The following is a 23,275-nucleotide window of genomic DNA, read 5'->3' on the forward strand; positions in this document are numbered from 1 at the left end:
TCGAGGGGGCGGCCGTGAGTGCATCCGACGATCCGAACCTGTCCGGCGATCCCGGCGCGCAACCAGCCGATCCCACGGCGGCGTGGGCGCCGGGAGGCGCGGGTCTTCCGCCGACCTTGCGGTGGGACGGGTCCGGGCCGCCGCCCGGGCTGCCGGATCCGACGCCGTGGAATCCGGCTGGGCCGCAGGTTTGGCAGGATCCCGGTGCACAGCCGAACCAGGCAGGACCCGCCGCACAGGCGAGCCAAGGGCAGTGGGCAGCGCCCGGCGGGCAGCATTGGAGCGCCGGGCAACTTCCCGCGCAGTCGCAATGGGGCGCACCGGGATTCGGGGTGCAGCCGAACCCGCAGTGGAATCACGGTGCGGGACAGGCCGGCTCATGGGGACAGCAGCCCGTGCAGAAGTACGGTGAGGTTCCGCCGCTCGAGCATTACGGGGTGCAGCCTTATGGACAGCCCATTCCCGGCGGGCCGAAATCCGTTGGGAAGGCTTGGGTTTGGGTGGCAGCGGGTGCGGCGGCGCTGCTGCTGGGTGGAGTCGTGATCACGGCCGTCGCGTTGTCCGGCGACGAGGCGTCCTCGACGGCAGGCACCAGCACCCCATCGATGGTCAGCGCCCTGACCACCTCACCGGCCCCGTCGTCGACCAAGCCGAAATCCACCACCCCCTCGCCGACGGGTGCGGCAGCCGGCAAGACCCCGCTCATCGAGGGCTACCAGGTCGTCGCCGCCCCCGACCGCGGCGCCGCCTACGACGTCCCACCCGGCTGGAAGGTCGCGACCGAGACAACCATCGGCGGTGTCGGCGAACCGCCCGGCGACACGGTGATCGGCAAGGGCTACGCCACCGACGGCCGCGACTACTGCCCCGGTTCCACCCGAACCATGTCCCTGCTCACCGGCTCCAGACAAACCGACCACGCCGCGGCAGGCGCCGAACTAGGCACCAAGGCGGCCCGCCTCGCCTACGGCGGCGCCACCGGCACACCCCACCCCGCCGAACCCCTCACCTCGATCGACGGAACAACCACCGGCATGTTCACCGAAACCACCGGCACCGTCCCCACCCCCGGCTGCGCCCCCACCTTCGCCATCTACACCTACGCCTTCGAAGGCACCAAAGACGGCAGCTTCGTCATGGTCATGATCGCCGACACCGGCGTCCCCGACGCCATAGACCCCGCGACCGCCAAACGCATCTTCAGCTCCATCCGCGCCCTCTAACCCCACCTGACCAGCCAATTTAACGTTTCCCACCCCCACGTTGTAAGCTACTTCAGGTTCGCCTCACGGGGTGTGGCGCAGCTTGGTAGCGCGCTTCGTTCGGGACGAAGAGGTCGCAGGTTCAAATCCTGTCACCCCGACGTGTTGGTTGAGACACCAAAAAGCCTCTGACCTGGTTTCCTGGTCAGAGGCTTTTTGCATGGGGCGTCTTCTCCCCTTTGGCGACTGGGGCGAGTTACCACGTTCGAATTCGGCGGTGTTCAGGATCGGCACGTGCTGTGATTCGGAGCATGAGCAGATTCGCGGAGGTCATCGTGTTGGCCTTGGATGCTTGCGAGGTCATGGAACCACTGACCCGTGACGACGAGAGCCGGAGCTGGCGAGGCCGTTTCGTGCCGATCGACAGCCAGTGGCCCGGTTCCTTCGGCATCGGCTGGGCCACCGAATTCGAGCGGATGCGGCCCCGAACAGGACTTTTCGCCTACCTCGAGGCTCTGCCCTGGCCCCGCCCCGAGAGCGTTCAGGTATTGATCCACGACGAGGAGGACAGTTGCTTCGGCCTGTGGATGCTCGAGGAAGGAAAGCTGGTCGAAGTCGCGCTTCCACAGACGCGGCGCTACCACCTGCCGGCTCCACCGACCGACGAATTCCCACCCAGCCCGGGCGTCCTGGTGCGGACTGCCAACATCGGCCACGACCAGCTCCAGCAGACGCCGGAAGCCGAGCGCGATCAGCGGCGAGCTTGGTAACGGACGTGCGTTCCGGATCCGGTCAGCGGCTCGATCCGGTACTCGTGAAGATTGGAGTGCTCGGGTGTCACATGCCATTACCGCGCTGGTGCTGAACGGTTCGTATGACGGCGAGGCGGCGGGCAGGTGGGATCTGGTGCCGGTGGCTTTGGGTGGCGGTCTGACGTTGTTCCATGTGACGCACTACTACACCGCCTACTGGCAGGAGAGGCTCGGCGTCACTGAGCATTTCGAGTTCGGATCGAGCGCTGGGCTGGTGTTTCCCACCGAGAACGTTGTTCGGGTGGTCGCGGCCGATCTGGTCGGCCGCCCGGATCCGACCTTCGCCCTGGTGGCCACGGAATACTTTGCCGGGGTGGGCGACCAAGCTGCGGCTGTCTGTGAGCAGGGTGGTTCGCTCCGGCAGGTGGCGACCATCAACGACGCGCTGCGCGTTCTGGGCGTCGTCGCCGCGGCGGGGTCGGACGAGTTCGACACGGTCGGTCTGGCAGCCCACCGATCGACGCCGGACTACCTGGATCGATACGAAGATCTCTGTGATCAGCTCGGCGTTTGAGGTGATCGCCGTCCGGCATCCCTGCTGAATATCCGGCTACTTGTCGGTGCCTTCGGCGTCGACGGCGGTGCGGCCTTGGCGGTCGGCGGGGTTGGGCCACCAGACTGTGATGGCGGTGGTGGCTATCAGGCACAGGATGAGTGCCAGGATCGCGGTCGAGTTGTTCATGGGCCCTCCTTTGTGGAGAAGGGTGCGCTCGGTGTGTGTCGGTGAGGGGTCCGTGGGTGTTGAGGGGTGGTTGAGAAGTGCTCTCGGTGGGGTGGGGCGGTTGGTGAGGTGTGAGGAAGGGATAACGTGGTGCTTACTTTCTGTCACTTGATAGAAATTCGGGGCGCCTAGCGTATACAGGCATGTCGACAAGGGTGGGTACCGCGGGGGAATCGCTGCGTGACGTGGTGTATTCCACCTTGCGTGGGGAGTTGATGAACGGGGATATCCGGTTCGGGGAGCGGCTCACCGAGCCGAAGCTTTCGGCGCGGTTCGGGATGTCGCGGACGCCTGTGCGGGAAGCGTTGACGATGCTGTGCTCGGATGGGCTGCTCCAACGGGAGGAGTTCGGGTTCAGTCCGGTGCGGCCGAGTGTCGCGCGGATTCGGGATCTGTACGAGCTGCGGCTCACCCTCGAACTCGGCGGGATGACCCGGATCATGGACAACCCGGACCTCACCCACGACGCGGAGGGCCTGCGGGCCGAACAGCAGCGCTGGCTGACCCTGCGGGCCGACCCGCCCGCCAAGGAACCGGGGTTCGTCGTGGTCGACGAGGAATTCCACGTCGCCCTGCTGACGGCGGCGGGCAATGCGGAACTCGTGCGCGCGCTGGTGGCGGTGAACTCCCGGATCCGGCATGTGCGGATGTACGACTTCATGATCAACAACCGGATCGAGACGACGATCAGCGAGCATCTCGGCATCCTCGACGCCGTGTTCGCGCGGGATCTCCCCCGCGCACACCGGCTGCTGCACACCCACATCGGTGATTCGCTCGATGTCGTGCTCGAGCGGATCTCGCGGGCGATCGCCGCCATGTCCATGAGCGAATAGAGGAACCGATGCCCGAATCGCCCACCATCCGGGTCGCCGCCGCCTATCAGCGGATCGCCGAGGTCGACAGGCCGGAGGCCTGGATCACATTGCGCCCGCAGAGCGAACTCGATACCGAGGCACGGGAATTGGAGCGAAGGCTCGCCGACGGCGCCGAGCTCCCGTTGGCAGGCCTGCTCCTCGCGGTGAAGGACAATGTCGATGTCGCGGGCCTGCCGACCACCGCCGCGTGCCCCGAGTTCGCCTACACGCCGACCGAAACCGCCTCGGCCGTGCAGCGACTGACAGACGCGGGCGCACTGATCCTCGGCAAGACCAACCTCGATCAGTTCGCCACCGGTCTGGTCGGCACCCGCAGCCCGTACGGCGCGGTCCGCCACGCCCGACATCCCGAATTGGTCTCCGGCGGTTCGAGTTCCGGTTCCGCCGTCGCGGTGGCCCTCGGCATCGCCGATATCGCGATCGGCACCGATACGGCCGGTTCGGGCCGTGTCCCGGCCGCCTTCCACGGCATCGTCGGGATCAAGGCGAGTCTCGGCATCATCCCGGCCCACGGTGTGGTCCCGGCCTGCGCCGACTACGACGCCGTCACCGTCTTCGCAGGCACGCTCGACCTCGCCGTCACGGCCGCCGCGATCATGGCGGGCCCGGATGCGGGCGATCCACGCAGCCGCACTTGGCCCGCGGATGTCCCCTTGGCGGGCACCCGGAAACTGGCCATCCCTCACGACCTCAGCCCGCTGAGCACCGAATACCGCGCCGCTTTCGCCGAAACAGTTGCGGCCCTGCGCGATCAGGGCGCCCAGATCACCGAGGTGGACATCACCCCACTACTCGACGCCGCCCGCCTCCTCTACGACGGCGCCATCGTCGCCGAACGCTATGCGGCGGTCGGTGAATTCGTCGACAAAGGCGCGAAGGGCCTGGACAAGACCGTCGCCGGCATCATCAGTGCGGCAAAGCATCTGGATGCCCATGCCTTCGCCACAGACCTCGAAACCCTCGCCGAAATCCGCGCGGAGGCCAAGGCCCTACTCGCCGACTACGACGGCCTGCTCCTGCCGACAACCACCGAACACCCCACCATCGCGGCAGTGCAGGCCGATCCGCTGACGATCAACCGCCGCCTCGGCACCTACACCAACTTCTGCAACCTCCTCGACCTCGCCGCCGTCGCCGTCCCCGGCGCCACGACAACCGACGGCCTCCCCTTCGGCGTGATGGTGGTTGTCCCCACCTTCGCCGACCAGATCGCCGTCGACCTCGCCGCGCTCATCACCGGCACCCCAGCGCCCCTGCTGGTGAAAACCGGTGTGCCGCTGGCCGTTTTCGGCGCCCACCTGCGCGGCCAACTTCTGCACTGGCAGCTGGAAGACCTGGGCGCCCGCTTCGCAGGCGAGATCACCACCAGCGACGCTTACCGCCTCACCGCCCTGGACACCACCCCGCCGAAACCGGGCCTGGTCCGCCACGGCGCCGGCCTCGGCGCCCCCATCGCAGGCGAACTGTTCCTGCTCTCCCCTGGCGCACTCGGCCGCTTCCTCGCCGACCTACCCGCACCCATGGCCTTGACGAGCATCGAATTGTCCGACGGTACAACAGTTGTGGGCTTCGCCTGCACCTACGACGCGGCCGTGGCCGCCACCGACATCACGCGCTATGGATCTTGGCCACGGTATCTGCGGGAACACTGATCCCGAGTTCGGCGAGCAGACCCGTCACCCGGCGGCCGATATCGTCGCGGACGGGTCGCACCTGCTCCACCTCGAGACCGGCGGGGTCCTCGATGATCCATTCCTCGTAGCGCACGCCGGGAACCAGCGGGCAGGTGTCACCGCAGCCCATGGTGACGATCACGTCGGCGGCGCGGATGATCTCGTCGGTCCACGGCTTGGGGTATTCGCGGGAGATGTCGATCCCCACCTCGGCCATCGCGGCGACCGCCGCCGGATTGAGCTGCCCACCGGGCACCGATCCGCCCGACCAGGCCACGGCTCGGTTCAGGGCGAGCGCCTCGAAGTAGCCGAGCGCCATCTGGGAACGGCCCGCGTTGTGGGTGCACAGGAACAGCACGGTCGGCCGCGGCTTGGCCACCTTGCCTTCGATCTTGGCGACGGCGTTCAGGCGCTGGGCGGCGAACCGCTCGGCCAGCAACGGGAGGTACAACGTCACCGTCGCTCGTGCCGCGAAATCCTCGTAGGAACTGTGGAGGAACTGGTGAATCGTCGCCGGATCGAACATTGTCGCGAACTCTTCACGCAACCGTTCTTCGGCACGATCAAGGGCATCGGAGTGCTCGGTTATGTCGACCACTCCTCAACCCTTACCGCACTGTCCACGTAACGCAAACGACCGGGCCGCTCACCCCTCGTCGACCGGCCCGGCCGATATCCTCTTGTGACACCCCATCGGAAGCGGCTTCGGTTGTAGTCCTCGGTGTGGTTACCGTCGGCAGTTCGTCTTCAGCGTCTGGAAGAGCCACCCTCCGGCTACACCGCCGGGTCCGGCTGATCACCCCTCGAGACCTGCCGGACCCGGTTGCTCCCGGTGCCCGAGAAAAGAATGCGACCTGGGTCTCTAGAGGTTCTTAAGAACAACTTGTCGGTTCTCGGCGAGAATGGAAGGACCGAAGAGATGGAGTACGACGATGGAGACGATGATCGTCTGGTTGCTGGCGAGCCTGCTGTACTGGTTCAGCAACTTCTGACACGCACAACGGCGCGGAGCCGAACAGCTCCGCGCCCCGACCTCCTCGGGCAGTGAGCAGCGTCACCACCCGGATCCCGGAATAGTTCGCGGGGCGCACCGGTTGAACACCACTGTCGGCGTCCGAACAGCCCCGGGCCTCACCCCTTTGTCGCTACGAGCGACCACTCGCCGAGAGGCGCTTGTGGGTCGTCGACACCCTGACCGGATCGTCCCACGCGATCCGTTCGACTCGCGAACGCCGCCAGGTCACCCTCATCGACCTGGCGGCGTTCGTCGTTTCTCGGGTCGCGCCGGTGACCGCGATGCTCGACGATGGTGTCCATGGAGCTGACGCGGGGTCTCGGTCTGCGCGACTGTGTGGTGATCGGGCTCGGCGCCATGATCGGTGCCGGGGTGTTCGCCGCGCTCGGCCCCGCCGCCGGTGCGGCCGGGTCATGGATGCTGCTCGCCTTGGGCATCGCGGCCGTCGTCGCCTATTGCAATGCCCAGTCCTCGGCCCGGCTGGCCGCGCTCTATCCCGTGTCGGGCGGGACGTACGTGTACGGACGGGAGCGGCTCGGACCGTTCTGGGGGTACCTGGCCGGCTGGGGGTTCGTGGTCGGGAAGACCGCCTCGTGCGCGGCGATGGCGTTGACGGTCGGCAGCTACGCGTGGCCCGAACACGCGCACGTGGTCGCGGTGGCGGCGGTGGTCGTCATCACGGGCATCAACTATGTGGGTGTGCAGAAGTCGGCGCTGGCCACACGGGTGATCGTGGGGTCGGTGCTCGCCGTGCTCGCGACTGTCGTGGTGGCCGGGATCAGTGGAAGTCATTCGGCGGCAATCGTTCTCGATGACGAGATCGGCCCGTACGGCGTGCTGCAGGCGGCCGGGCTGCTGTTCTTCGCCTTCGCCGGGTACGCGCGCATCGCGACCCTCGGCGAGGAAGTGCGCGACCCACAACAAACCATTCCGCGTGCGATCATGCTGGCACTCGCCGGTGCCCTCGCGGTGTACACGCTGGTCGCGGTGGCCGCCCTGCTGACCCTGGGCTCCGGCGGACTGGCCGCCGCGCACGACCCGCTCGCCCGCGTCGTCGAAGCCGCGGGCGCCGGGTGGCTGGCGCCGGTGGTGCGGGTCGGGGCAGTGCTCGCGGCGGCCGGTTCGCTGATGGCGTTGATCCTCGGCGTCTCGCGCACCACGCTGGCGATGGCGCGCGACGGGCACCTGCCCGCCACCTTGGCCGCCGTCCATCCGCGCTATTCGGTGCCGCACCACGCCGAACTCGCCGTCGGTGCGGTGGTCGCCGTGCTCGCGGCGACCGTCGACCTGCGCGCCGCCATCGGGTTCTCCTCGTTCGCGGTCCTCGCCTACTACCTGATCGCCAATCTATCGGCCGCCACCCTGAGCACTGCCGAAAACCGTCCGGCGCGGTGGGTTCCGGTGGTGGGTGCGCTCGGCTGTGTGGTGGTCGGCTTCTCGTTGCCGATCGGCTCCGTGCTGGCCGGACTCGCGGTTCTCGCCCTCGGCGCGGCGGTATACGGAGTGCGGCGGAACATACCCGCGGGTTAGGGGCCTCGCTTTACGGGTTACGGCGCCGCGAGCGAACTAACCTCGAATTATGCGAATCAGGGGTGTTCTCGCAGGGGTATTCGTCACGGCGCTGGTATCGGCGACGCTGTTCGCCGCCCCCGCCCAGAGTGCACCGACGACCACGTGCGAGGCGACCTCCGCCCGCGACCTGGAACGCGCCGAACCCGAAGCGGTCGGCCTCGATTCGGCGAAACTCACCGAGGCACTGCAGTTCGCGGCCACCCGCAACCGGCTCAATGTGCAGGTGTTCCGGCACAACTGCCTGGTCGGCGAGGGGTTGCGCAATCATGAGACCGGCAAGGTGGCGTGGAACATCTGGAGCGTCACCAAATCGGTGACATCCATGCTCGCCGGAATCGCTTCGGACCAGGGGAAACTCGCCATCGACGCCCCTATCGACCGCTACCTGCCACCTGGTCTCGGCGATGCGACGCACCGGTCGATCACCGTGGAACACCTGCTCACCGAAACCTCCGGGATGAAGGTCGGTGTGCTCACCGAGGGCATCACCGCCGTGGTGCCGGTCGACCCGAACAGCGCGGTGCAGGCGCTGGCCGTCCCGCTGGCGAACCCGCCGGGCACGGCGTTCAGTTACAGCCAACGCAATGTCGACTTGCTGTCGTATGTCATCGAATTGGCGGTCGGCGAACCGCTGCAGCAGTTCGCGCAGCGCGAGCTGTTCGACCCGCTCGGCATCCCCGCCTCCGACTACTACTGGGCGCGTGACCGTTCCGGGCACACCTACGGCTACGCCCACCTGATGCTGCCGCCCGACGACCTCGCCAAGGTGGGCCTGCTCGTCGCCAACGACGGCCGTTGGGGCGCCGAGCAGGTGATCTCTGCCGACTACCTGCGCAGAGCGCGCACGCCGTCGAAGCAGAACCCCTGTTACGGCTACCTGTTCTGGGTGGGTGCCGGGTGCAACGAGTCACCCGAATTCTTGCCGGACAACACGTTTTTCATGTCGGGCCTGGCCCTGCAGAACGTCTTCTTCCTGCCCGAGCTGGACATGATGGTGATGTGGACCGGCGCCTTCGGCAACATCTCCGCATACGGCCCGAGCGGCATCCTCGCCCACGCCGAGGAACTCCCCCACGAATTCTTCCGCCGCCTCTTCGCCGCCGTCACCGACGCCCCCGTCCCGACGCCCGCCCCCTACGTCGAACCACCCCTGAACTTCGACCCGAAATCCCTGGTAGACGCCGAAATCCTGCTGGCCGTCTTCGGCATCGGCCCCGGCGCCTATCCCGGCTGCACCGTCTTCAACTGCCTCAACCAACCCCTTGCCGCCCCCTTCGCCAGCATTCCCCCCGGCTGCGCCATCCTCGCCTGCGTAGGCAACGACCCCCGAACCCCCGGCATCCGCTGACAAAGCCGGGCCACCCCGCAGGGTGCCCCGGCTTCGGAAAGTACCTGTCAGCGGTTGTTCAGCAGAACTTCCGCGATCTGAATCGTGTTCAGCGCGGCACCCTTTCGCAGGTTGTCGCCCGAGATGAACAGGGCGAGGCCCCGCCCGTTCGGCACACCCGGATCCTGACGAATGCGCCCGACGAGCGAATCGTCCTGACCCGCGGCTGCCAGCGGAGTCGGCACGTCGACCAACCGCACGCCCGGCGCCTTCGCCAGCAACTCTTGGGCCTGCTGCACCGAAATCGGTTCGGCGAATTCGGCGTTGATCGACAGCGAGTGCCCGGTGAACACCGGCACGCGCACACAGGTGCCGCTCACCAGCAGGTCGGGCAGGCCGAGGATCTTGCGGCTCTCGTTGCGCAGCTTCTGGTCTTCGTCGGTCTCACCGGAGCCGTCGTCCACGAGCGCGCCCGCGAGCGGGATCACGTCGAAGGCGATGGGCGCCACGTACTTGTTCGGGGCGGGGAAGTCGACGGCCGAACCGTCGTGCACCAGCTTCTCGGCGTCGGCGGCCACCGCGCGCACCTGCGAGGCGAGCTCGTCGACACCGGCCAGTCCGGAACCCGACACCGCCTGGTACGACGATACGATCAGACGCTGCAGCCCGGCCACGTCGTGCAGCGGCTTGAGCACCGGCATCGCGGCCATGGTCGTGCAGTTCGGGTTGGCGATGATGCCCTTGGGCAGCGAGCGGGTGACTTCGGGGTTGACCTCCGAGACCACCAGCGGCACATCGGGATCCTTGCGCCAAGCCGAGGAGTTGTCGATGACGGTGACACCGGCGGCGGCGAAGCGCGGCGCCTGCACCCGCGACATGGTCGCCCCGGCGGAGAACAGCGCGATGTCGAGACCCGACGGATCGGCGGTCTCGGTGTCTTCGACGACGATCTCGCCGCCGCGCCACGGCAGCGTCTTACCGGCCGAGCGCGCGGAGGCGAAGAAGCGCACCTCGTCGGCCGGGAAGTTGCGCTCCTCGAGCAGTTTGCGCATGACGGCGCCGACCTGACCGGTCGCGCCGACAACACCTACACGTACACCCATGATCAGCGCCCCGTTCCGCCGTGGACGACAGCGTCTTCGTCGCCGCCGAGATCGAAGGCCTTGTGCAGCACCTGCACGGCCTCGTCGAGTTCGGTGTCGCGTACGAGCACCGAGATCCGGATCTCCGAGGTGGAGATCAGATCGATGTTGACGCCCGCGTTGGCCAGCGCCTCACAGAAGGTCGCGGTGACGCCGGGGTGCGACTTCATGCCCGCACCGACCAGGGACACCTTGCCGATGTGGTCGTCGTAGAGGACCTGGGCGAAGCCGATCTCGTCCTGCCGCTTGGTGAGCATCTCCACCGCGCGGGCGCCGTCGGTCTTGGGCAGGGTGAAGGTGATGTCGGTCTTGCCCGTGTCGACCTTGGAGATGTTCTGCAGCACCATGTCGATGTTGATCTCGGCGTCGGCGACCGCGCGGAACACCTTGGCCGCGTAGCCCGGCTCGTCCGGCAGTGCCACGACGGTCACCTTGGCTTCGCTGCGGTCGTGCGCGACGCCGGTCAGGATTGCCTGCTCCACGGGAATGTCCTCCATCGATCCGAAAACAGTGGTGCCGATCTTGTCGGTGTAGGACGACCGGACATGAACGGGCACGTTGTAGCGGCGCGCGTACTCGACGCAGCGCAACATGAGCACCTTCGAGCCGCAGGCCGCCATCTCGAGCATTTCCTCGTAGGAGATGTTGTCGAGCTTCTGCGCGTCTTTGACGATGCGCGGGTCGGCGCTGAAGATGCCGTCGACGTCGGTGTAGATCTCGCAGACATCGGCTTTCAGCGCCGCGGCCAGGGCGACGGCGGTGGTGTCGGAACCGCCGCGGCCCAGCGTGGTGACGTCTTTGCTGTCCTGGCTCACGCCCTGGAAGCCGGCGACCAGCACGATCTGGCCCTCGTCGAGGGCTTCCTGCAGGCGGCCGGGAGTGACGTCGATGATCTTGGCGTTGCCGTGCGCGCCCGTGGTGATGACACCGGCCTGCGAGCCGGTGAACGAGCGCGCCTCGGCGCCGAGGGTGTGAATGGCCATGGCCACCAACGCGTTCGAGATGCGCTCGCCGGAGGTGAGCAGCATGTCCATCTCGCGGGCGGGTGGCGCGGGGGCCACCTGCTCGGCGAGATCGAGGAGTTCGTCGGTGGTGTCACCCATCGCCGAGCAGACCACGACCACGTCGTGGCCCTGCTTCTTGGTCTCCACGATCCGTTCAGCGACGCGCCGGATCCGCTCGGCGGTGGCCACCGAGGATCCTCCGTACTTCTGAACAACGAGAGCCACAGCAAGGTCCTTCGCGATCGGGTATCAGTTCGGTATCAGGGACCTAGAGTACCGGCCGCCGGTCCCGTGATCTGCCGCTACCTCCCTGACCTGTGCAAAACGACACAGGCTCGTCACCTGTGCACGATCTCGGCGATCAGGCCCGTTCGAACCAGGTGACCTGGGCGCCGTTCCCGTAGACCTCGCGCCGCACGGCGGTGAAACTTGTCGGTTGGAAGACGCCGCCGAAGGCCGGAATGCCGCTGCCCGCGACGACGGGATAGCTCTTGACGATCATCTCGTCGATCTCGCCGAGGAGCTGACCGGCCAGCTTCCCGCCGCCGCACAGCCAGATGTCGAGCCCGTCCCGGCGCTTGAGTTCGCGGACGAATTCCACCGCGTCACCGGAGACGACCTCGACGTTCGGGTGGTCGACCTCGAGTGCCGAGGAGAAGACGTACTGCTTCAGGTGCGCGAACGGGTCGACCGCGCCGACGAGCAACCCCGGTTCATAGGTGCCGCGACCCATCAGCACGGTGTCCCAGCGCTTGTTCGGCGCATCGACTTCCATGCCGACATGGGCGCGCATGTGCGTGGGGATGGAGTCGGGGAACTCAGCTCCGAGGGCGGCCTCGTACTCCGGGGTGACCGGGTAGAAGTCGACTTCACCGCCGGGACCTGCGATGTAGCCGTCGAGGGAGACGCCGATGTAGTAGACAAGCTTTCGCATGGTTACCGCCTCAGTTGTTGTACTATATGTGAAGTGGTTAAAACGTAGTACTACAGACGGAGTGGTGTCAAGTGCGAAAAAATCCCGAACGTCGACAAGCCCTGCTCGACGCCGCCATCGAGGTCCTCGCCGCCGAGGGCGCCCGCGGCCTCACCTTCCGCGCCGTCGACAAACAGGCGAACGTGCCCGCCGGGACCGCCTCCAACTACTTCGCCAATCGCGACGAACTGCTCACCCAGGCGGGCAGCCGCTTCTACGAGGTGGTCCAGCCGACCGAGGAGACGCTCGCCCTGGTCAGTGAGGGACCCAAAACGGTCGAGAACATCACCGCGCTGATGAAAGAGGTCGTCGGCAGGCTCGAATCGCACCGCACCGCCTACCTCGCGCTGCTCGAATTGCGTCTCGAAGCGACCCGTCGTCCGGAGCTGCGCAAGGTGCTCACCGAGCGGGTCGGCGCGGATCTGGAATTCAATGTCCGCAATCACCTGGCGTCGGGTCAGCCGGGCGACGAAGCCTCCGTACTACTGCTGTACCTGGCGCTGAACTGGCTGATCCTCGAACACCTGACTCTCCCAGGGGTGTTCACCGAGCAACAGAGTTCCCAGCTGATCGAAATAGCCGTCGAGCGGGCAATTCGCGGCTGACCCGGTCGTTTGTCCAGACCATAGACGTGTTGACGATCACTGGTACACCTGTGCACAATCGGGCGCGAGAGACAGCGGGGGTTCGGAGGACAGGCAAGATGCGCTCGAAGATCGACATCCGTTTCACCGTTGATGCTCATATCGATCAGGTCATGGATGCCCTACTGGCAGTCGATCGCCTAGCGGAGTGGTCGCCGTCCTACAGCGATGTGCGGATGGGCCCGCCCGATGCCGAAGGCAGACCGCGGCGAGTGTTCGTCACCGCCCACTTCATGGGTGATTCCGACACCCAGGTGCTGGAATATCGCTGGGAACCGAACCGGGTGTCCTGGGAGGTCGTCGACAGCAGTCGCGGTTCCAAGGGTGGCGGCTCGTTCGAGCTGTTCGAAGGGGGCGAGGTCACCGAGGTCGATCTGCACGTCGAGCTGCGCTATCCGCTGCCCATCCCCGGCATCCTGTTCAACCGCACCTTGCGTAAGCAGAACGAAGAAGCGGTCGCGAATTTCATCGACTTCGCCGAGCGATTCCCGGAGAACGAGGGTTACGCCGTCGGCTGAGTAGCGCGCCACCCCGGCTCCGAGGTGACACGATAGGCCGATGATCGGAAAACCACGGGCCAAATTCCAGCCCGTGACCGAGGGCAGCTCGGTCACCCAGCTAGAGCTGTTCTTCGACCTGGTGATCGTCTTCGCCTTCACGATGGTCACCGACCTGGCCGCCGACAACACCTCGGCCGTGAACATGCTGCGCGCCCTGCTGGTGCTCGCGCTCATGTGGTGGTTGTGGATCGCCTATTCGTGGCTGGGCAATGTGGTGCGCGCCGACGAGGGCATCGCCCGAGTGGGCATCTTCATCGCCATGGGCGGGGCGTTCCTGGCCGCGCTCACCATTCCCGAGGCGTTCGTCGACCTGCCCGGTGGCTGGTACGGGCCGCTCGTCTTCGCCATCGCCTACCTGGTCGTGCGGTTGGTGCATGTCGTCATCTTCTGGACGGTGAGCCGCGACGATCCCAAGCTGCGCGGGCAGTTGCTGCGCTGGGCGCTCGGGTCGATCACGGTCGGTACCGCACTGCTGGTGATCGCCGCGACCACCTCCGGGCTGGCCCAGATACTGCTGTGGCTCGCCGCGATCGTCGGCGACATGGTCTGGACGGCGGTGGCAGGCACGGATTGGCGGATCAACTCGGCCAAGCATTTCGCCGAACGGTACGGGCTGATCGTCATCGTCGCGCTGGGTGAGTCGATCGTGTCCATCGGCATCGGCGTGGCCGGATTGCCGATCTCGTGGCCGATCACGGTGGCCTCCATGCTCGGGCTCACGGTGTCGGGCCTGCTGTGGTGGCTGTACTTCGACGTGGCCGCCATCTCGATGGAAGAGGGACTGGCGAACGCGAAGGGTGCGGCGCAGATCAAGATCGCCCAGTTCAGCTACACCTACGGGCACTTCCCGATGATCGCCGGTGTCATCGCGCTCTCGCTGGGGCTGAAGAAGGTGCTGTACTACGTGGGCGACTCCTCGCACCATCAACTCACCGACCCGCTGTACGGCATTCCGCTCGGCGCGCTCTACGCCGGGCCCGCGGTGTTCCTGCTGGCGGTCGTCGGCGCGAAATACGCCGCGGTGCGGCAGTTCTCGACCGCCCGAGTGCTGGTGGCGGCCCTACTGTTCGCGTTGATCCCGGTCGCCGCGCAGCTGCCCGCGCTCGTCTCCCTCGGCCTGCTGTGCGCGATCCTCGCCGCGCCGGTGATCTGGGAGACGGTGCACTATGCGCGCAGGCGCGACGAGATCAGGCACGCTTGATCTGCGAGAGATGATGGCGCACACCGTGTTCGGCCGGTGTCGCGCCGCGCTGTGAGGGCGGCACCCGCACGCCGGCGCGCACGGCCTCGTTGATCTGGTCGAGGTTCTCGCGCAGCATGTCGGCGACCAGTTCGTCGGTGCGCGGATCGTCGAGCAGCTGGTTGAGCATGCGGTACACGGTGTCGGCGACGAGCCGGATGATGTCGTCGTGGAACGGCACGTAACGCAGCTTGCCGGTCTGCGGGTCGTTCTTGATGAGATCGACGATGAGCTGGTCGATCTCGGCGTGGTTCTCCTCGAGCGCGGCGGCGATGTTCTTGGTGTAGTGGCCCGCGCGCAGCACATTGGAGACCTCGTCGAGGATCGCGACGGTCATCGGGCGGCGGATCACGTCGACGATGGTGCCGACGAACCGGTTGACGATCTTGGCCGTCACCCGCTCACCGAACGCCCGGTCGGCCACCCGGCCGAGCCGGATCAGGATCACCACGATCCGCAGCAGCCGGAAGCCACGGAAGATCGGGCTGGTCACCGGGATCATGCCGAGCACTTCGTACCAGTAGACGAACGGGAACGTCCACGGCCAGCCCGCTCGCCGCCAGCGCCACAGGAACTCGATCGCGAAGATGCCGCAGATGGTCCAGTCGACCACCACGATGGCGTGATAGGTCTTGCCCGACACCGGGAAGAAGGTGATCCAGGCGACCAGCAACACCGACACGATCGCCAGGACGAGCATGAAGATGTCGAGGCGCATCGACGGCGTTGTGGTCCGCACGTCCTGTACCTCGACCGGTTCGATCCCCGGTGACGCCAACTCGACCGCTCCTGTGGTTCCGGCGGCTGACGCCGCTACTCGGCCCCCGATCGGCGGCCAGTACTTTGCCCACGCTAATTGGTTGCGGCGCCGTCCGAGTGGGCTTCGGCGCGTGTCAGCCGCGCAGGATCGCCTCGATATTGCGTTCGGCCAGCGCCGTGATGGTCAGTGACGGGTTGACGGTGGCGGTGCTGCCGGGAATCGCGGCACCGTCCATCACGTACAGCCCGGGGTGTCCGTGCACCCGGCCGTAGGCGTCGGTGGCCTTGCCGAGCACGGCGCCGCCCAGCGGGTGGGCGGTGAACTCGGCGTTGGCGTCGTAGCCGAGGGCGCCGTATTCGGCCAGCGCACCGGCCCGGTCGGCGATCCGGCGGTCGACCGCGCGTGCCGCGTGCACCACGGCATCCTGGGCGGCGGTCGGCCAGGTGAGGCCGACGCCGCCGGTGGCCGGGTGGTAACCGAAGCGGGCGCGAGTCGGGTCGAGCACCATGCCGAGCGAGGCGAGCGCGCCGGTTTCGAAGGGGATGCCGGGGATGTACCAGTTCTCGAGCGTCAACGGCATGGTCGACTCGTCGTAGATGCGGCTCGCGCTCGGCACACCCTGACCGAAACCGGCCAGGCCGCTGGCGCCGCGGGCCAGGACCACGTCACCGTTGGTGCCCCAGCCGTCGCCGATGTGCTCGTTGAGGTTGGGTAGCGCGCCGGTGGCCTGGGCGCGAACCAGCAGTTCGGAGGTGCCGACGGAACCGGCGCCGAGGAACAACTTGTCGCAGGTCAGGGTGCGGGTGCCGAGCTGTACGCCGGTCGGGGCCAGTTTCGTCACGGTGACCACGAATTTGCCGCCGGGTTCCTGGGCGATGCTGTCGACCCGGTGACCGGGGCACACCCGTGAACGGCCGGTCTGCTCGGCGTAGCGCAGGTAGTTCTGGTTCAGGTCGAACTTGGCGCCGTTGGAATTGCCCAGGTTGGACCGGGCGACGGTGGCCGACGGACGCGAGCCGCCCGCCAACTCGGCGCGCAGCACGTCCCAGGTGAAGATCGAGTCGTTGGGCACCGGCTGGTACCCGGCCGCCCGCACCTGATCGTCCCAGGCGCGGGAGTGCGTGAACGGCTGGGACTGGTAGATGTCACCGGGCATCGGGTCCAGGCGCAGCATGTGGCGGACCCTCGGGAAGTACACCCGTTCCAGCTCGCCGTAGTCGACGACACCGCCGAAGACCTGGTCGAAGAGCCTGCGCTCGGGAGCGACCATGGCGCCGGTGAAGATCACCGAACCACCGCCGACGGCCGCCGCCCGCCACACGTCGATACCCGCGAACTCGGTGACGTCGAGAACACCGCCGAACGCGCCGAAACTCATCGGCACCTTGGTGACCCCGGTGAAGCTGGTGCGATGCCAGAAGCCACGCCCGTCGGGCAGGTCGTCGCCGGTGAAGATCTCGCGCCACGGGTCGTTGGGCCAGCGCGAACCGCGCTCGAGCACGGTGTTGTCGATGCCCGCCTCGGCCAGGCGCAACGCGGTGACGGCGGCACCGAAGCCGGAGCCGATGACGATGGCGCTCGTGTGCGCGGGCGCGTCCGGAACCGGGGCGAAGATCTCGGGAACCCACGATTCGAACATCGCCGATCGCGGGTCGGCGTGCGCGGACGTGCCCGTCAGGGTCGATCCGACAGTCCCGGCGAGCGTCGCCAGTCCCGCCGCCTTGAAGAAGGCACGTCTGTGCACCAGGCCACCTCCCTCATCACGCATGGCCGAGCGCAGAATACCGCGCAACTTCCGAATCGACCCCGCTAGTGACTGGATTTGTCACCTATCACCAGCGGGCGCCCACGTCAGGTCGTCAACAGGCGGATCACAGCGATAGAACCGACGACGACGATCACGGCGCGCAGCACATTCGGCGGCAACTTGCGGCCGACCTTCGCACCGAGCTGACCGCCGATGATCGAGCCGACCGCGATCAGCGCCACCGCCTGCCAGTTCACGTCGGCGATCACGATGAAGATCACCGCCGACACCGCGTTCACGATCAGCGCGAGCACGTTCTTCACCGCGTTGAGCCGCTGGATGTCCTCGTGCACGAACACACCGAGCAGCCCGACGAGAAGTACGCCCTGGGCCGCGCCGAAGTAGCCGCCGTAGATACCGGTGCCGAACACCGCGACGAGCAGGATCGGCCCCCCGTGCGCGGGCGCGGGAGTGTCCTCGCCGCGGCGACGTTTCACCCAGGCCGCCAGGCGCGGCTGCACGATCACCAGGATCAGGGCCGCGATGATGAGCACCGGGACCACCGCCTTGAACGCCGCCGCGGGCGTGGTCAGCAGCAGTACCGCGCCGGTGATGCCGCCGAGCAGCGAGGCGGTGCCCAGTTGCAGCAGCCGCTCGCGCTGGCCGACCAGTTCGCGGCGGTATCCGATCACCCCGCTCACCGAGCCGGGGACCAGACCGATGGTGTTGGAGACGTTCGCCGTCACCGGTGGCAAACCGAAGGCCAACAGCGCGGGGAAGGTGATGAGTGTGCCGGACCCGACGATGGTATTGATGCCACCCGCCGCGATTCCGGCCACGAAGACGGCCAGTTGCTCGAACCAAGTCATGCGAATTCCTTTGGGACGTCTCGTCGTGCGCCAGGCACGTACAAGCGTTGCTGTCCCTGGAAACCGTACCGGTCGGACGGTGCGGTAGATATCGGCGTACCCAATTCCGCAGGCCGCTTACCAGCACGGCTTCGCACACGGTAAGCTCGGGGAATCATGCAGCGGGCACTTCTTCTCGGCCGCCGCGACGGGTTCTGATACGGACCGGCTCCCGTCGCGGGGTTCCAACGCGCCGGTCGACCCGCTCCCATCAGGGAATCCACCACACCCACGGAGAAACTTGCATGTCCTCGGCTGACGCATTCGTATCCGCTTCGCGCACCATCACGGCCCCCAGCAAACCTGCCCCGGCCGACCAGCCCGCTTGGAACAACCAGAAGAACTCCTCGATGCCGGCCTTCCGGTACCGCCCGTACGCCGAGGAGGTCGAGCCGATCACGCTGCCCGACCGCACCTGGCCGGACAAGATCATCGACCGCGCGCCCGCGTGGTGCGCCGTCGACCTGCGCGACGGCAACCAGGCCCTCATCGACCCGATGAGCCCCGCCCGCAAGCGACGTATGTTCGACCTGCTGGTCCGGATGGGCTACAAGGAGATCGAGGTCGGCTTCCCGGCCGCCAGCCAGACCGATTTCGACTTCGTCCGCGAGATCATCGAAGACGGCGCGATCCCCGCCGACGTCACCATCCAGGTGCTCACCCAGTGCCGCCCCGAGCTGATCGAGCGCACCTTCGAAGCGTGCAACGGCGCGCCGAACGTGATCGTGCACTTCTACAACTCCACCTCGATCCTGCAGCGCCGGGTCGTGTTCCGCGCCGACCGCGACGCGGTGAAGAAGATCGCCACCGACGCCGCCGCGCTGTGCCTCGAGATCGAGAAGCGCTACCCCGACACCGAGTGGCGCTACGAGTACAGCCCGGAGTCCTACACCGGTACCGAGCTGGACTACGCGCGCGAGGTGTGCGACGCGGTCTCCGAGATCATCGCGCCCACCCCGGCCAAGCCGCTGATCATCAACCTGCCCGCGACCGTCGAGATGGCCACACCGAACGTGTACGCCGACTCGATCGAGTGGATGCACCGCAACCTGGCCCGCCGCGACTCCATCGTGCTGTCGCTGCACCCGCACAACGACCGCGGCACCGCCGTCGCGGCCGCCGAGCTGGGCTACCAGGCCGGTGCCGACCGCATCGAGGGCTGCCTGTTCGGCAACGGTGAGCGCACCGGCAACGTCTGCCTGGTGACCCTCGGCATGAACATGTTCTCCCGTGGCATCGACCCGCAGATCAACTTCTCCGACATCGACGAGATCCGTCGCACGGTGGAGTACTGCAACCAGCTGGCCGTGGCCGAGCGTCACCCCTACGGCGGCGACCTGGTCTACACGGCGTTCTCCGGCAGCCACCAGGACGCCATCAACAAGGGCCTGGACGCGATGAAGGCCACCGCCGACGCGCAGGACGCCGACGTCGCCGACATCGTCTGGGAGGTCCCGTACCTGCCGATCGACCCGAAGGACGTCGGCCGCACCTACGAGGCCGTGATCCGGGTGAACTCGCAGTCCGGCAAGGGCGGCGTCGCCTACATCATGAAGACCGATCACGGGCTGGTGCTGCCGCGCCGCCTGCAGATCGAGTTCTCGCAGGCCATCCAGGCGATCACCGACGGTGAAGGCGGCGAGGTGACGCCCAAGGAGATGTGGGATGTCTTCGCCACGGAGTACCTGAATCCGATTCTGCCGCTGGAACGTATCAAGCAGACGGTTACCGCCGCCGAGACCGATGGCGGGGTGGATTCCATCGTCGCGACGGTGAAGGTCGATGGGGTCGAGCAGGAGATCAGCGGGTCGGGCAACGGTCCGCTGGCTGCCTTCGTCGATGCGCTGGCCACTGTTGGTTACGACGTGCGGGTGTTGGACTACAGCGAGCATGCGATGTCAGCGGGTGACGATGCTCAGGCCGCCGCTTACGTCGAGGTTGCTGTGGGTGACAAGGTCGTCTGGGGTGTCGGCATCGCCACCTCCATTACGACCGCTTCCCTGCGCGCGGTCGTCTCGGCAGTGAACCGAGCCGCCAACCGCTGAGAACAGCATCGGGGCCGGGCAGCGTACGCGTTGCCCGGCCTTCGGCGTTTTGGCGCGGGAGCCGCCCAGCGCACTGCCGGCCGTGCGGAACCTTCGCTGAGCTGGGCTCATGCACCGTCACTACTGCCCGTCGGCCTGCTGCCACTAGCGCGCGAAGATTAGCCGCGTGCTAGCGTTTTGGTGCACATTCAGCACCGAGCTTCCTGCTCGAACAGATCGAGCAAGTGGGGGAACTGTGACCGACAACGACCATAATCCGACTTCTCCGCCCTGGCTGCAGAGTCCGTCGGCTGATACGGCCGACGCTGCGTCCGGTCCCTCCGGGGTGCAGACGGTGCGCGACGACGAGAACGAAGCCGTCGAGGCCGCTGCCGAACCGGCGGCCGAGAGCACCGACAAGCCCGATGAGCAGCCGCCCGCCGAGGCGGAGGTCGGGATCTCCGAGCAGACCGTCTTCCAACCGGGCGGGTTCGTGCCCGGACCTTTTGCGCAGAACACGTTTTCGGTGCCCGACCCGTATCAGAGCGGTGGCGCGCACCCGGTGGCGAATGCCCCGGAGCAGCAGCCGTGGCCTGGTCAGCCGGGTCAGTATCCGACGGGTGAGCAGCCCTATCCCGGTGCGCCGCCGCAGCATCCGGGCCAGGAACCGCAGGCCGGGTTCGATCAGCCGCAGTTTGCCGGACAGCAGTTCCCGGGCCAGGAGCCGCCGCAGTTCCCGGGACAGGAACCGGTCGCGCCGCAGGGCCCGCAGTCGGAGCCGATCTACAGCTGGGCGCCGCCGCCCCCACCGATGTACCAGCCGCCCATGCAGGGTGGGATGCCGCCTGGTCCGCCGTCGGGTGAGTTCGGCCAGCCGGGTCAGATGCCGTCCGGGGAATTCGGGCAGCCCGGCCAGATGCCGGGTCAACCGCAACCGGGTGAATTCGGTGGACAGCCGATGCAGCCGCAGGGGCAGTTCCCCGGTGGCGCGCCGATGGGCGCGCCCGGCCAGCAGTGGGGCGCACCGCAGCAGCAGCCGTTCCAGCCGCAGCACATGACGCAGCCCGGGCAGCCGGGTCATTCGGTCAACGACCTGAATCTGCTGAAGCGGGCGCGTAAGTCGCCGCGCAGCGGGTGGCGCAAGGCTGTGCACAAGGTGTCCGGTGGTGTCATCAATCCGGGTGAGTCGGCGGCCGATGTGGTGCATCGCGACCTCGTCGAGCGGGTGAATCAGCCGGTGCGCGGCGACTACCGGATCGCGATCCTGTCGCTCAAGGGTGGTGTCGGTAAGACGACGACCACCGTCGGCCTCGGCTCCACCTTCGCCTCCCAGCGTGGTGACCGCGTGATCGCCATCGACGCCAACCCCGACCTGGGCACCCTCGCCCACCGGGTGCCGCGCCAGACCCGTTCGACGGTGCGCAACCTGCTCGAGGACCAGAGCATCACCCGCTACTCGGATGTGCGCGCGCACACCTCGCAGGCGCCGAGCCGGCTGGAAGTGCTTGCGTCCGAGCAGGACCCGGCGGTGTCGGAGGCGTTCAGCGAGGCCGATTACCGCAAGGCGATCGGCATCCTGCAGTCGTTCTACAACATCATCCTCACCGACTGCGGCACCGGTCTGATGCACTCGGCGATGGCCGGTGTGCTGGATATGGCGAGCTCGCTGGTGCTGGTCACCTCGCCCGCGATCGACGGTGCGCGCAGTGCGTCGGCGACGCTGGACTGGCTCGACCACCACGGTTACTCCAAGCTGGTCGAGCGCACGGTCGTGGTGGTGAACGCGTCGCGGCGCGGCGCCTCGACGGTCGACCTGGACCAGCTGCGCAAGCTGTTCCTCGACCGCACCCGCGCGGTGCAGGTCGTCCCGTTCGACGACCACCTGGCCGAGGGCGCCGAGATCGACCTCGAACTGGTGAGCAAGCCGACCCGGCGCGCCCTGCTGGAGCTGGCCGCGATGGTCGCCGACGATTTCGGCTACCACGGTCAGCAGCAGTTCCAGCCGGGTATGCAGGCCCAGTTCCAGACCGGGCAGTTCCAGCCGGGCCAGTACCAGCACGGTCAGTTCTGATGTAGTCGGCCGGCGTGGCCTCGCCACGTCGGCCGTCGCACCACACAGGCCAGGTCGATGCCCGCCTGTCGAGTCGACCGGCCTCAGCGAGTCAGCACGTCCGCTGCGGCTGTCTCGAAGGCCGCGAGCACCGTGGCGATCGCCGGACGGCGATGCGCCTGTGGCCGGGTGACGATCTCGTACACCCGCGCCGCCCGTACCCCGTCGAGCCGTAGCACCGTCAGGTCCGGGTGGGCGACGGCGAATCGTGGCATCAGCGCGACGCCGTAGCCCGAGGCGACCACGGTCTCGATCACCCGGAACTCGTTGAGCCGCTGGGCGATCCGCGGTCGCACCCCGGTGACGGTGGCGATGGAGTTGAGCACGTCGTCGACCGGGAAACCGCCGCGCACACTCACCCAGGTCTCATCGGCCAGTTCCTCCGGCCGCACCGAATCACGTTCCGCCAGTGGGTGATCCGCCGCGACGACCACGTCGATCGGTTCGCGCATGAGTACCCGCGCGGCGAGTCGTGGCCCGGCCAGCGAGGGCGCGCGTTCGTCGCGGTGAGTGAGCACGATGTCGTAGTCGGCGAGCAGCTTCCACGCTTCGCTCGGCGGCAGATCCTCGTCGCCCGCGACGAGTTCCACACCGCTGTCGACGAGCGCGGTGAGCACCGGCGGTAGCAGCAGGGCGGCACCGGACGGGAACGACGCCACCCGCACCTGACCACGCGGCGACCCGCGATAGTGCGCCATCTCCGCCACGGCCCTCTCCATGGCGGCGAGCACGTCGTCCGCGCGGAGCACGAGAGCCTGCCCGGCGTCGGTGAGCCGCACCCGCCTGCCGTCCGGCTCGAGCAGGGCGACGCCCGCTTCCCTGGCGAGCACCTTCAATTGCTGCGACACCGCAGAGGGTGTCATCGACAGCGCCTCGGCCACCGCGGCGACGGTGCCGCGTTCGGCGAGTTCCCGCAGAATCCGCAACCGGTCGACCGAGAACATGAAGTAAATCTACTTCATT

Annotated in this window: 21 protein-coding genes and 1 tRNA gene; 13 read left to right on the forward strand and 9 right to left on the reverse strand. The window is 67.3% G+C overall.

Annotated elements, in window-relative coordinates:
* Nucleotides 1-14 precede the first annotated feature (14 nt).
* From NI2_RS33980 to NI2_RS23825, 4 genes are all read left to right on the forward strand, one after another.
* Nucleotides 15-1,223 carry a DUF8017 domain-containing protein gene (locus NI2_RS33980; protein ID WP_133734142.1) on the forward strand — a complete coding sequence of 403 codons (1,209 nt, stop codon included), beginning with the start codon at nt 15-17 and terminating at the stop codon, nt 1,221-1,223.
* Between the two features lie 66 nt (nt 1,224-1,289).
* A tRNA-Pro gene (locus NI2_RS23815) sits at nt 1,290-1,363 on the forward strand.
* 150 nt (nt 1,364-1,513) lie between these two features.
* The gene (locus NI2_RS23820) at nt 1,514-1,972 is read left to right on the forward strand and encodes a hypothetical protein (protein ID WP_067494516.1); all 459 of its coding nucleotides are present in this window, start codon (nt 1,514-1,516) and stop codon (nt 1,970-1,972) included.
* Between the two features lie 64 nt (nt 1,973-2,036).
* Nucleotides 2,037-2,528, forward strand: coding sequence for a hypothetical protein (locus NI2_RS23825; RefSeq protein ID WP_067494519.1), 492 nt, complete (start codon nt 2,037-2,039; stop codon nt 2,526-2,528).
* Between the two features lie 36 nt (nt 2,529-2,564).
* Here the strand turns inward: NI2_RS23825 and NI2_RS35290 are convergent, their stop codons facing one another.
* Entirely contained in the window at nt 2,565-2,696 is a 132-nt protein-coding gene (locus NI2_RS35290; protein ID WP_255284035.1) for a hypothetical protein, read from the reverse strand.
* A gap of 182 nt (nt 2,697-2,878) precedes the next feature.
* Here NI2_RS35290 and NI2_RS23830 point away from each other — a divergent pair, with 182 nt between their 5' ends.
* On the forward strand, nt 2,879-3,571 hold the full coding sequence (locus NI2_RS23830) for a GntR family transcriptional regulator (RefSeq protein WP_067494522.1): 693 nt from the start codon (nt 2,879-2,881) through the stop codon (nt 3,569-3,571).
* Between the two features lie 8 nt (nt 3,572-3,579).
* A complete protein-coding gene (gene atzF / locus NI2_RS23835; RefSeq protein WP_067494525.1) occupies nt 3,580-5,265 on the forward strand; it encodes an allophanate hydrolase in 1,686 nt (561 codons plus the stop codon).
* Here atzF and NI2_RS23840 read toward each other — a convergent pair.
* Nucleotides 5,222-5,884: a three-helix bundle dimerization domain-containing protein gene (locus NI2_RS23840; protein ID WP_067494528.1), complete on the reverse strand. Its 663-nt coding sequence runs from the start codon at nt 5,882-5,884 to the stop codon at nt 5,222-5,224. The genes atzF and NI2_RS23840 overlap by 44 nt on opposite strands.
* 708 nt (nt 5,885-6,592) lie before the next feature.
* Between NI2_RS23840 and NI2_RS23845 the strand changes: the two genes are divergently transcribed.
* A complete protein-coding gene (locus tag NI2_RS23845) occupies nt 6,593-7,831 on the forward strand; it encodes an APC family permease (protein ID WP_067494531.1) in 1,239 nt (412 codons plus the stop codon).
* Between the two features lie 49 nt (nt 7,832-7,880).
* Nucleotides 7,881-9,221 (forward strand): serine hydrolase domain-containing protein, encoded by a 1,341-nt coding sequence (locus tag NI2_RS23850; RefSeq protein WP_067494533.1) that lies wholly within the window; start codon nt 7,881-7,883, stop codon nt 9,219-9,221.
* Between the two features lie 47 nt (nt 9,222-9,268).
* On the opposite strand, the gene NI2_RS23855 is transcribed toward NI2_RS23850, so the two are convergent.
* From NI2_RS23855 to NI2_RS23865, 3 genes are all read right to left on the reverse strand, one after another.
* Nucleotides 9,269-10,303 carry an aspartate-semialdehyde dehydrogenase gene (locus NI2_RS23855; protein WP_067494536.1) on the reverse strand — a complete coding sequence of 345 codons (1,035 nt, stop codon included), beginning with the start codon at nt 10,301-10,303 and terminating at the stop codon, nt 9,269-9,271.
* A 2-nt stretch (nt 10,304-10,305) separates the two neighbouring features.
* Nucleotides 10,306-11,571, reverse strand: a complete 1,266-nt coding sequence (locus NI2_RS23860; RefSeq protein ID WP_067494539.1) for an aspartate kinase — start codon at nt 11,569-11,571, stop codon at nt 10,306-10,308.
* Nucleotides 11,572-11,707: 136 nt separating this feature from the next.
* Nucleotides 11,708-12,280: a dihydrofolate reductase family protein gene (locus NI2_RS23865; RefSeq protein ID WP_067494542.1), complete on the reverse strand. Its 573-nt coding sequence runs from the start codon at nt 12,278-12,280 to the stop codon at nt 11,708-11,710.
* 71 nt (nt 12,281-12,351) lie between these two features.
* Here NI2_RS23865 and NI2_RS23870 point away from each other — a divergent pair, with 71 nt between their 5' ends.
* The 3 genes from NI2_RS23870 (at nt 12,352) to NI2_RS23880 (ending at nt 14,724) form a co-directional block, all read left to right on the forward strand.
* Nucleotides 12,352-12,924 carry a TetR/AcrR family transcriptional regulator gene (locus NI2_RS23870; RefSeq protein ID WP_067494545.1) on the forward strand — a complete coding sequence of 191 codons (573 nt, stop codon included), beginning with the start codon at nt 12,352-12,354 and terminating at the stop codon, nt 12,922-12,924.
* Nucleotides 12,925-13,022: 98 nt separating this feature from the next.
* Complete coding sequence (locus NI2_RS23875; protein WP_067494548.1) at nt 13,023-13,481, forward strand: SRPBCC family protein; 459 nt, start codon at nt 13,023-13,025, stop codon at nt 13,479-13,481.
* A gap of 40 nt (nt 13,482-13,521) precedes the next feature.
* Nucleotides 13,522-14,724, forward strand: a complete 1,203-nt coding sequence (locus NI2_RS23880; RefSeq protein WP_067494551.1) for a low temperature requirement protein A — start codon at nt 13,522-13,524, stop codon at nt 14,722-14,724.
* Here NI2_RS23880 and NI2_RS23885 read toward each other — a convergent pair.
* The 3 genes from NI2_RS23885 to NI2_RS23895 form a co-directional block, all read right to left on the reverse strand.
* On the reverse strand, nt 14,711-15,502 hold the full coding sequence (locus NI2_RS23885) for an ion transporter (protein ID WP_243750019.1): 792 nt from the start codon (nt 15,500-15,502) through the stop codon (nt 14,711-14,713). The genes NI2_RS23880 and NI2_RS23885 overlap by 14 nt on opposite strands.
* Before the next feature lie 154 nt (nt 15,503-15,656).
* On the reverse strand, nt 15,657-17,267 hold the full coding sequence (locus NI2_RS23890; protein ID WP_133734143.1) for a GMC oxidoreductase: 1,611 nt from the start codon (nt 17,265-17,267) through the stop codon (nt 15,657-15,659).
* A 107-nt stretch (nt 17,268-17,374) separates the two neighbouring features.
* Nucleotides 17,375-18,139 carry a sulfite exporter TauE/SafE family protein gene (locus tag NI2_RS23895; protein WP_067494561.1) on the reverse strand — a complete coding sequence of 255 codons (765 nt, stop codon included), beginning with the start codon at nt 18,137-18,139 and terminating at the stop codon, nt 17,375-17,377.
* A gap of 284 nt (nt 18,140-18,423) precedes the next feature.
* Here NI2_RS23895 and leuA point away from each other — a divergent pair, with 284 nt between their 5' ends.
* Nucleotides 18,424-20,223, forward strand: a complete 1,800-nt coding sequence (gene leuA, locus NI2_RS23900) for a 2-isopropylmalate synthase (protein ID WP_067494564.1) — start codon at nt 18,424-18,426, stop codon at nt 20,221-20,223.
* A gap of 235 nt (nt 20,224-20,458) precedes the next feature.
* A complete protein-coding gene (locus NI2_RS23905; RefSeq protein WP_424991834.1) occupies nt 20,459-22,273 on the forward strand; it encodes a nucleotide-binding protein in 1,815 nt (604 codons plus the stop codon).
* A gap of 83 nt (nt 22,274-22,356) precedes the next feature.
* Here NI2_RS23905 and NI2_RS23910 read toward each other — a convergent pair whose 3' ends face one another.
* Nucleotides 22,357-23,256, reverse strand: coding sequence for a LysR family transcriptional regulator (locus NI2_RS23910; RefSeq protein ID WP_067494567.1), 900 nt, complete (start codon nt 23,254-23,256; stop codon nt 22,357-22,359).
* Nucleotides 23,257-23,275 lie beyond the last annotated feature (19 nt).

The sequence above is a fragment of the Nocardia ignorata NBRC 108230 genome (assembly GCF_001612905.1).
GTDB lineage: Bacteria > Actinomycetota > Actinomycetes > Mycobacteriales > Mycobacteriaceae > Nocardia > Nocardia ignorata.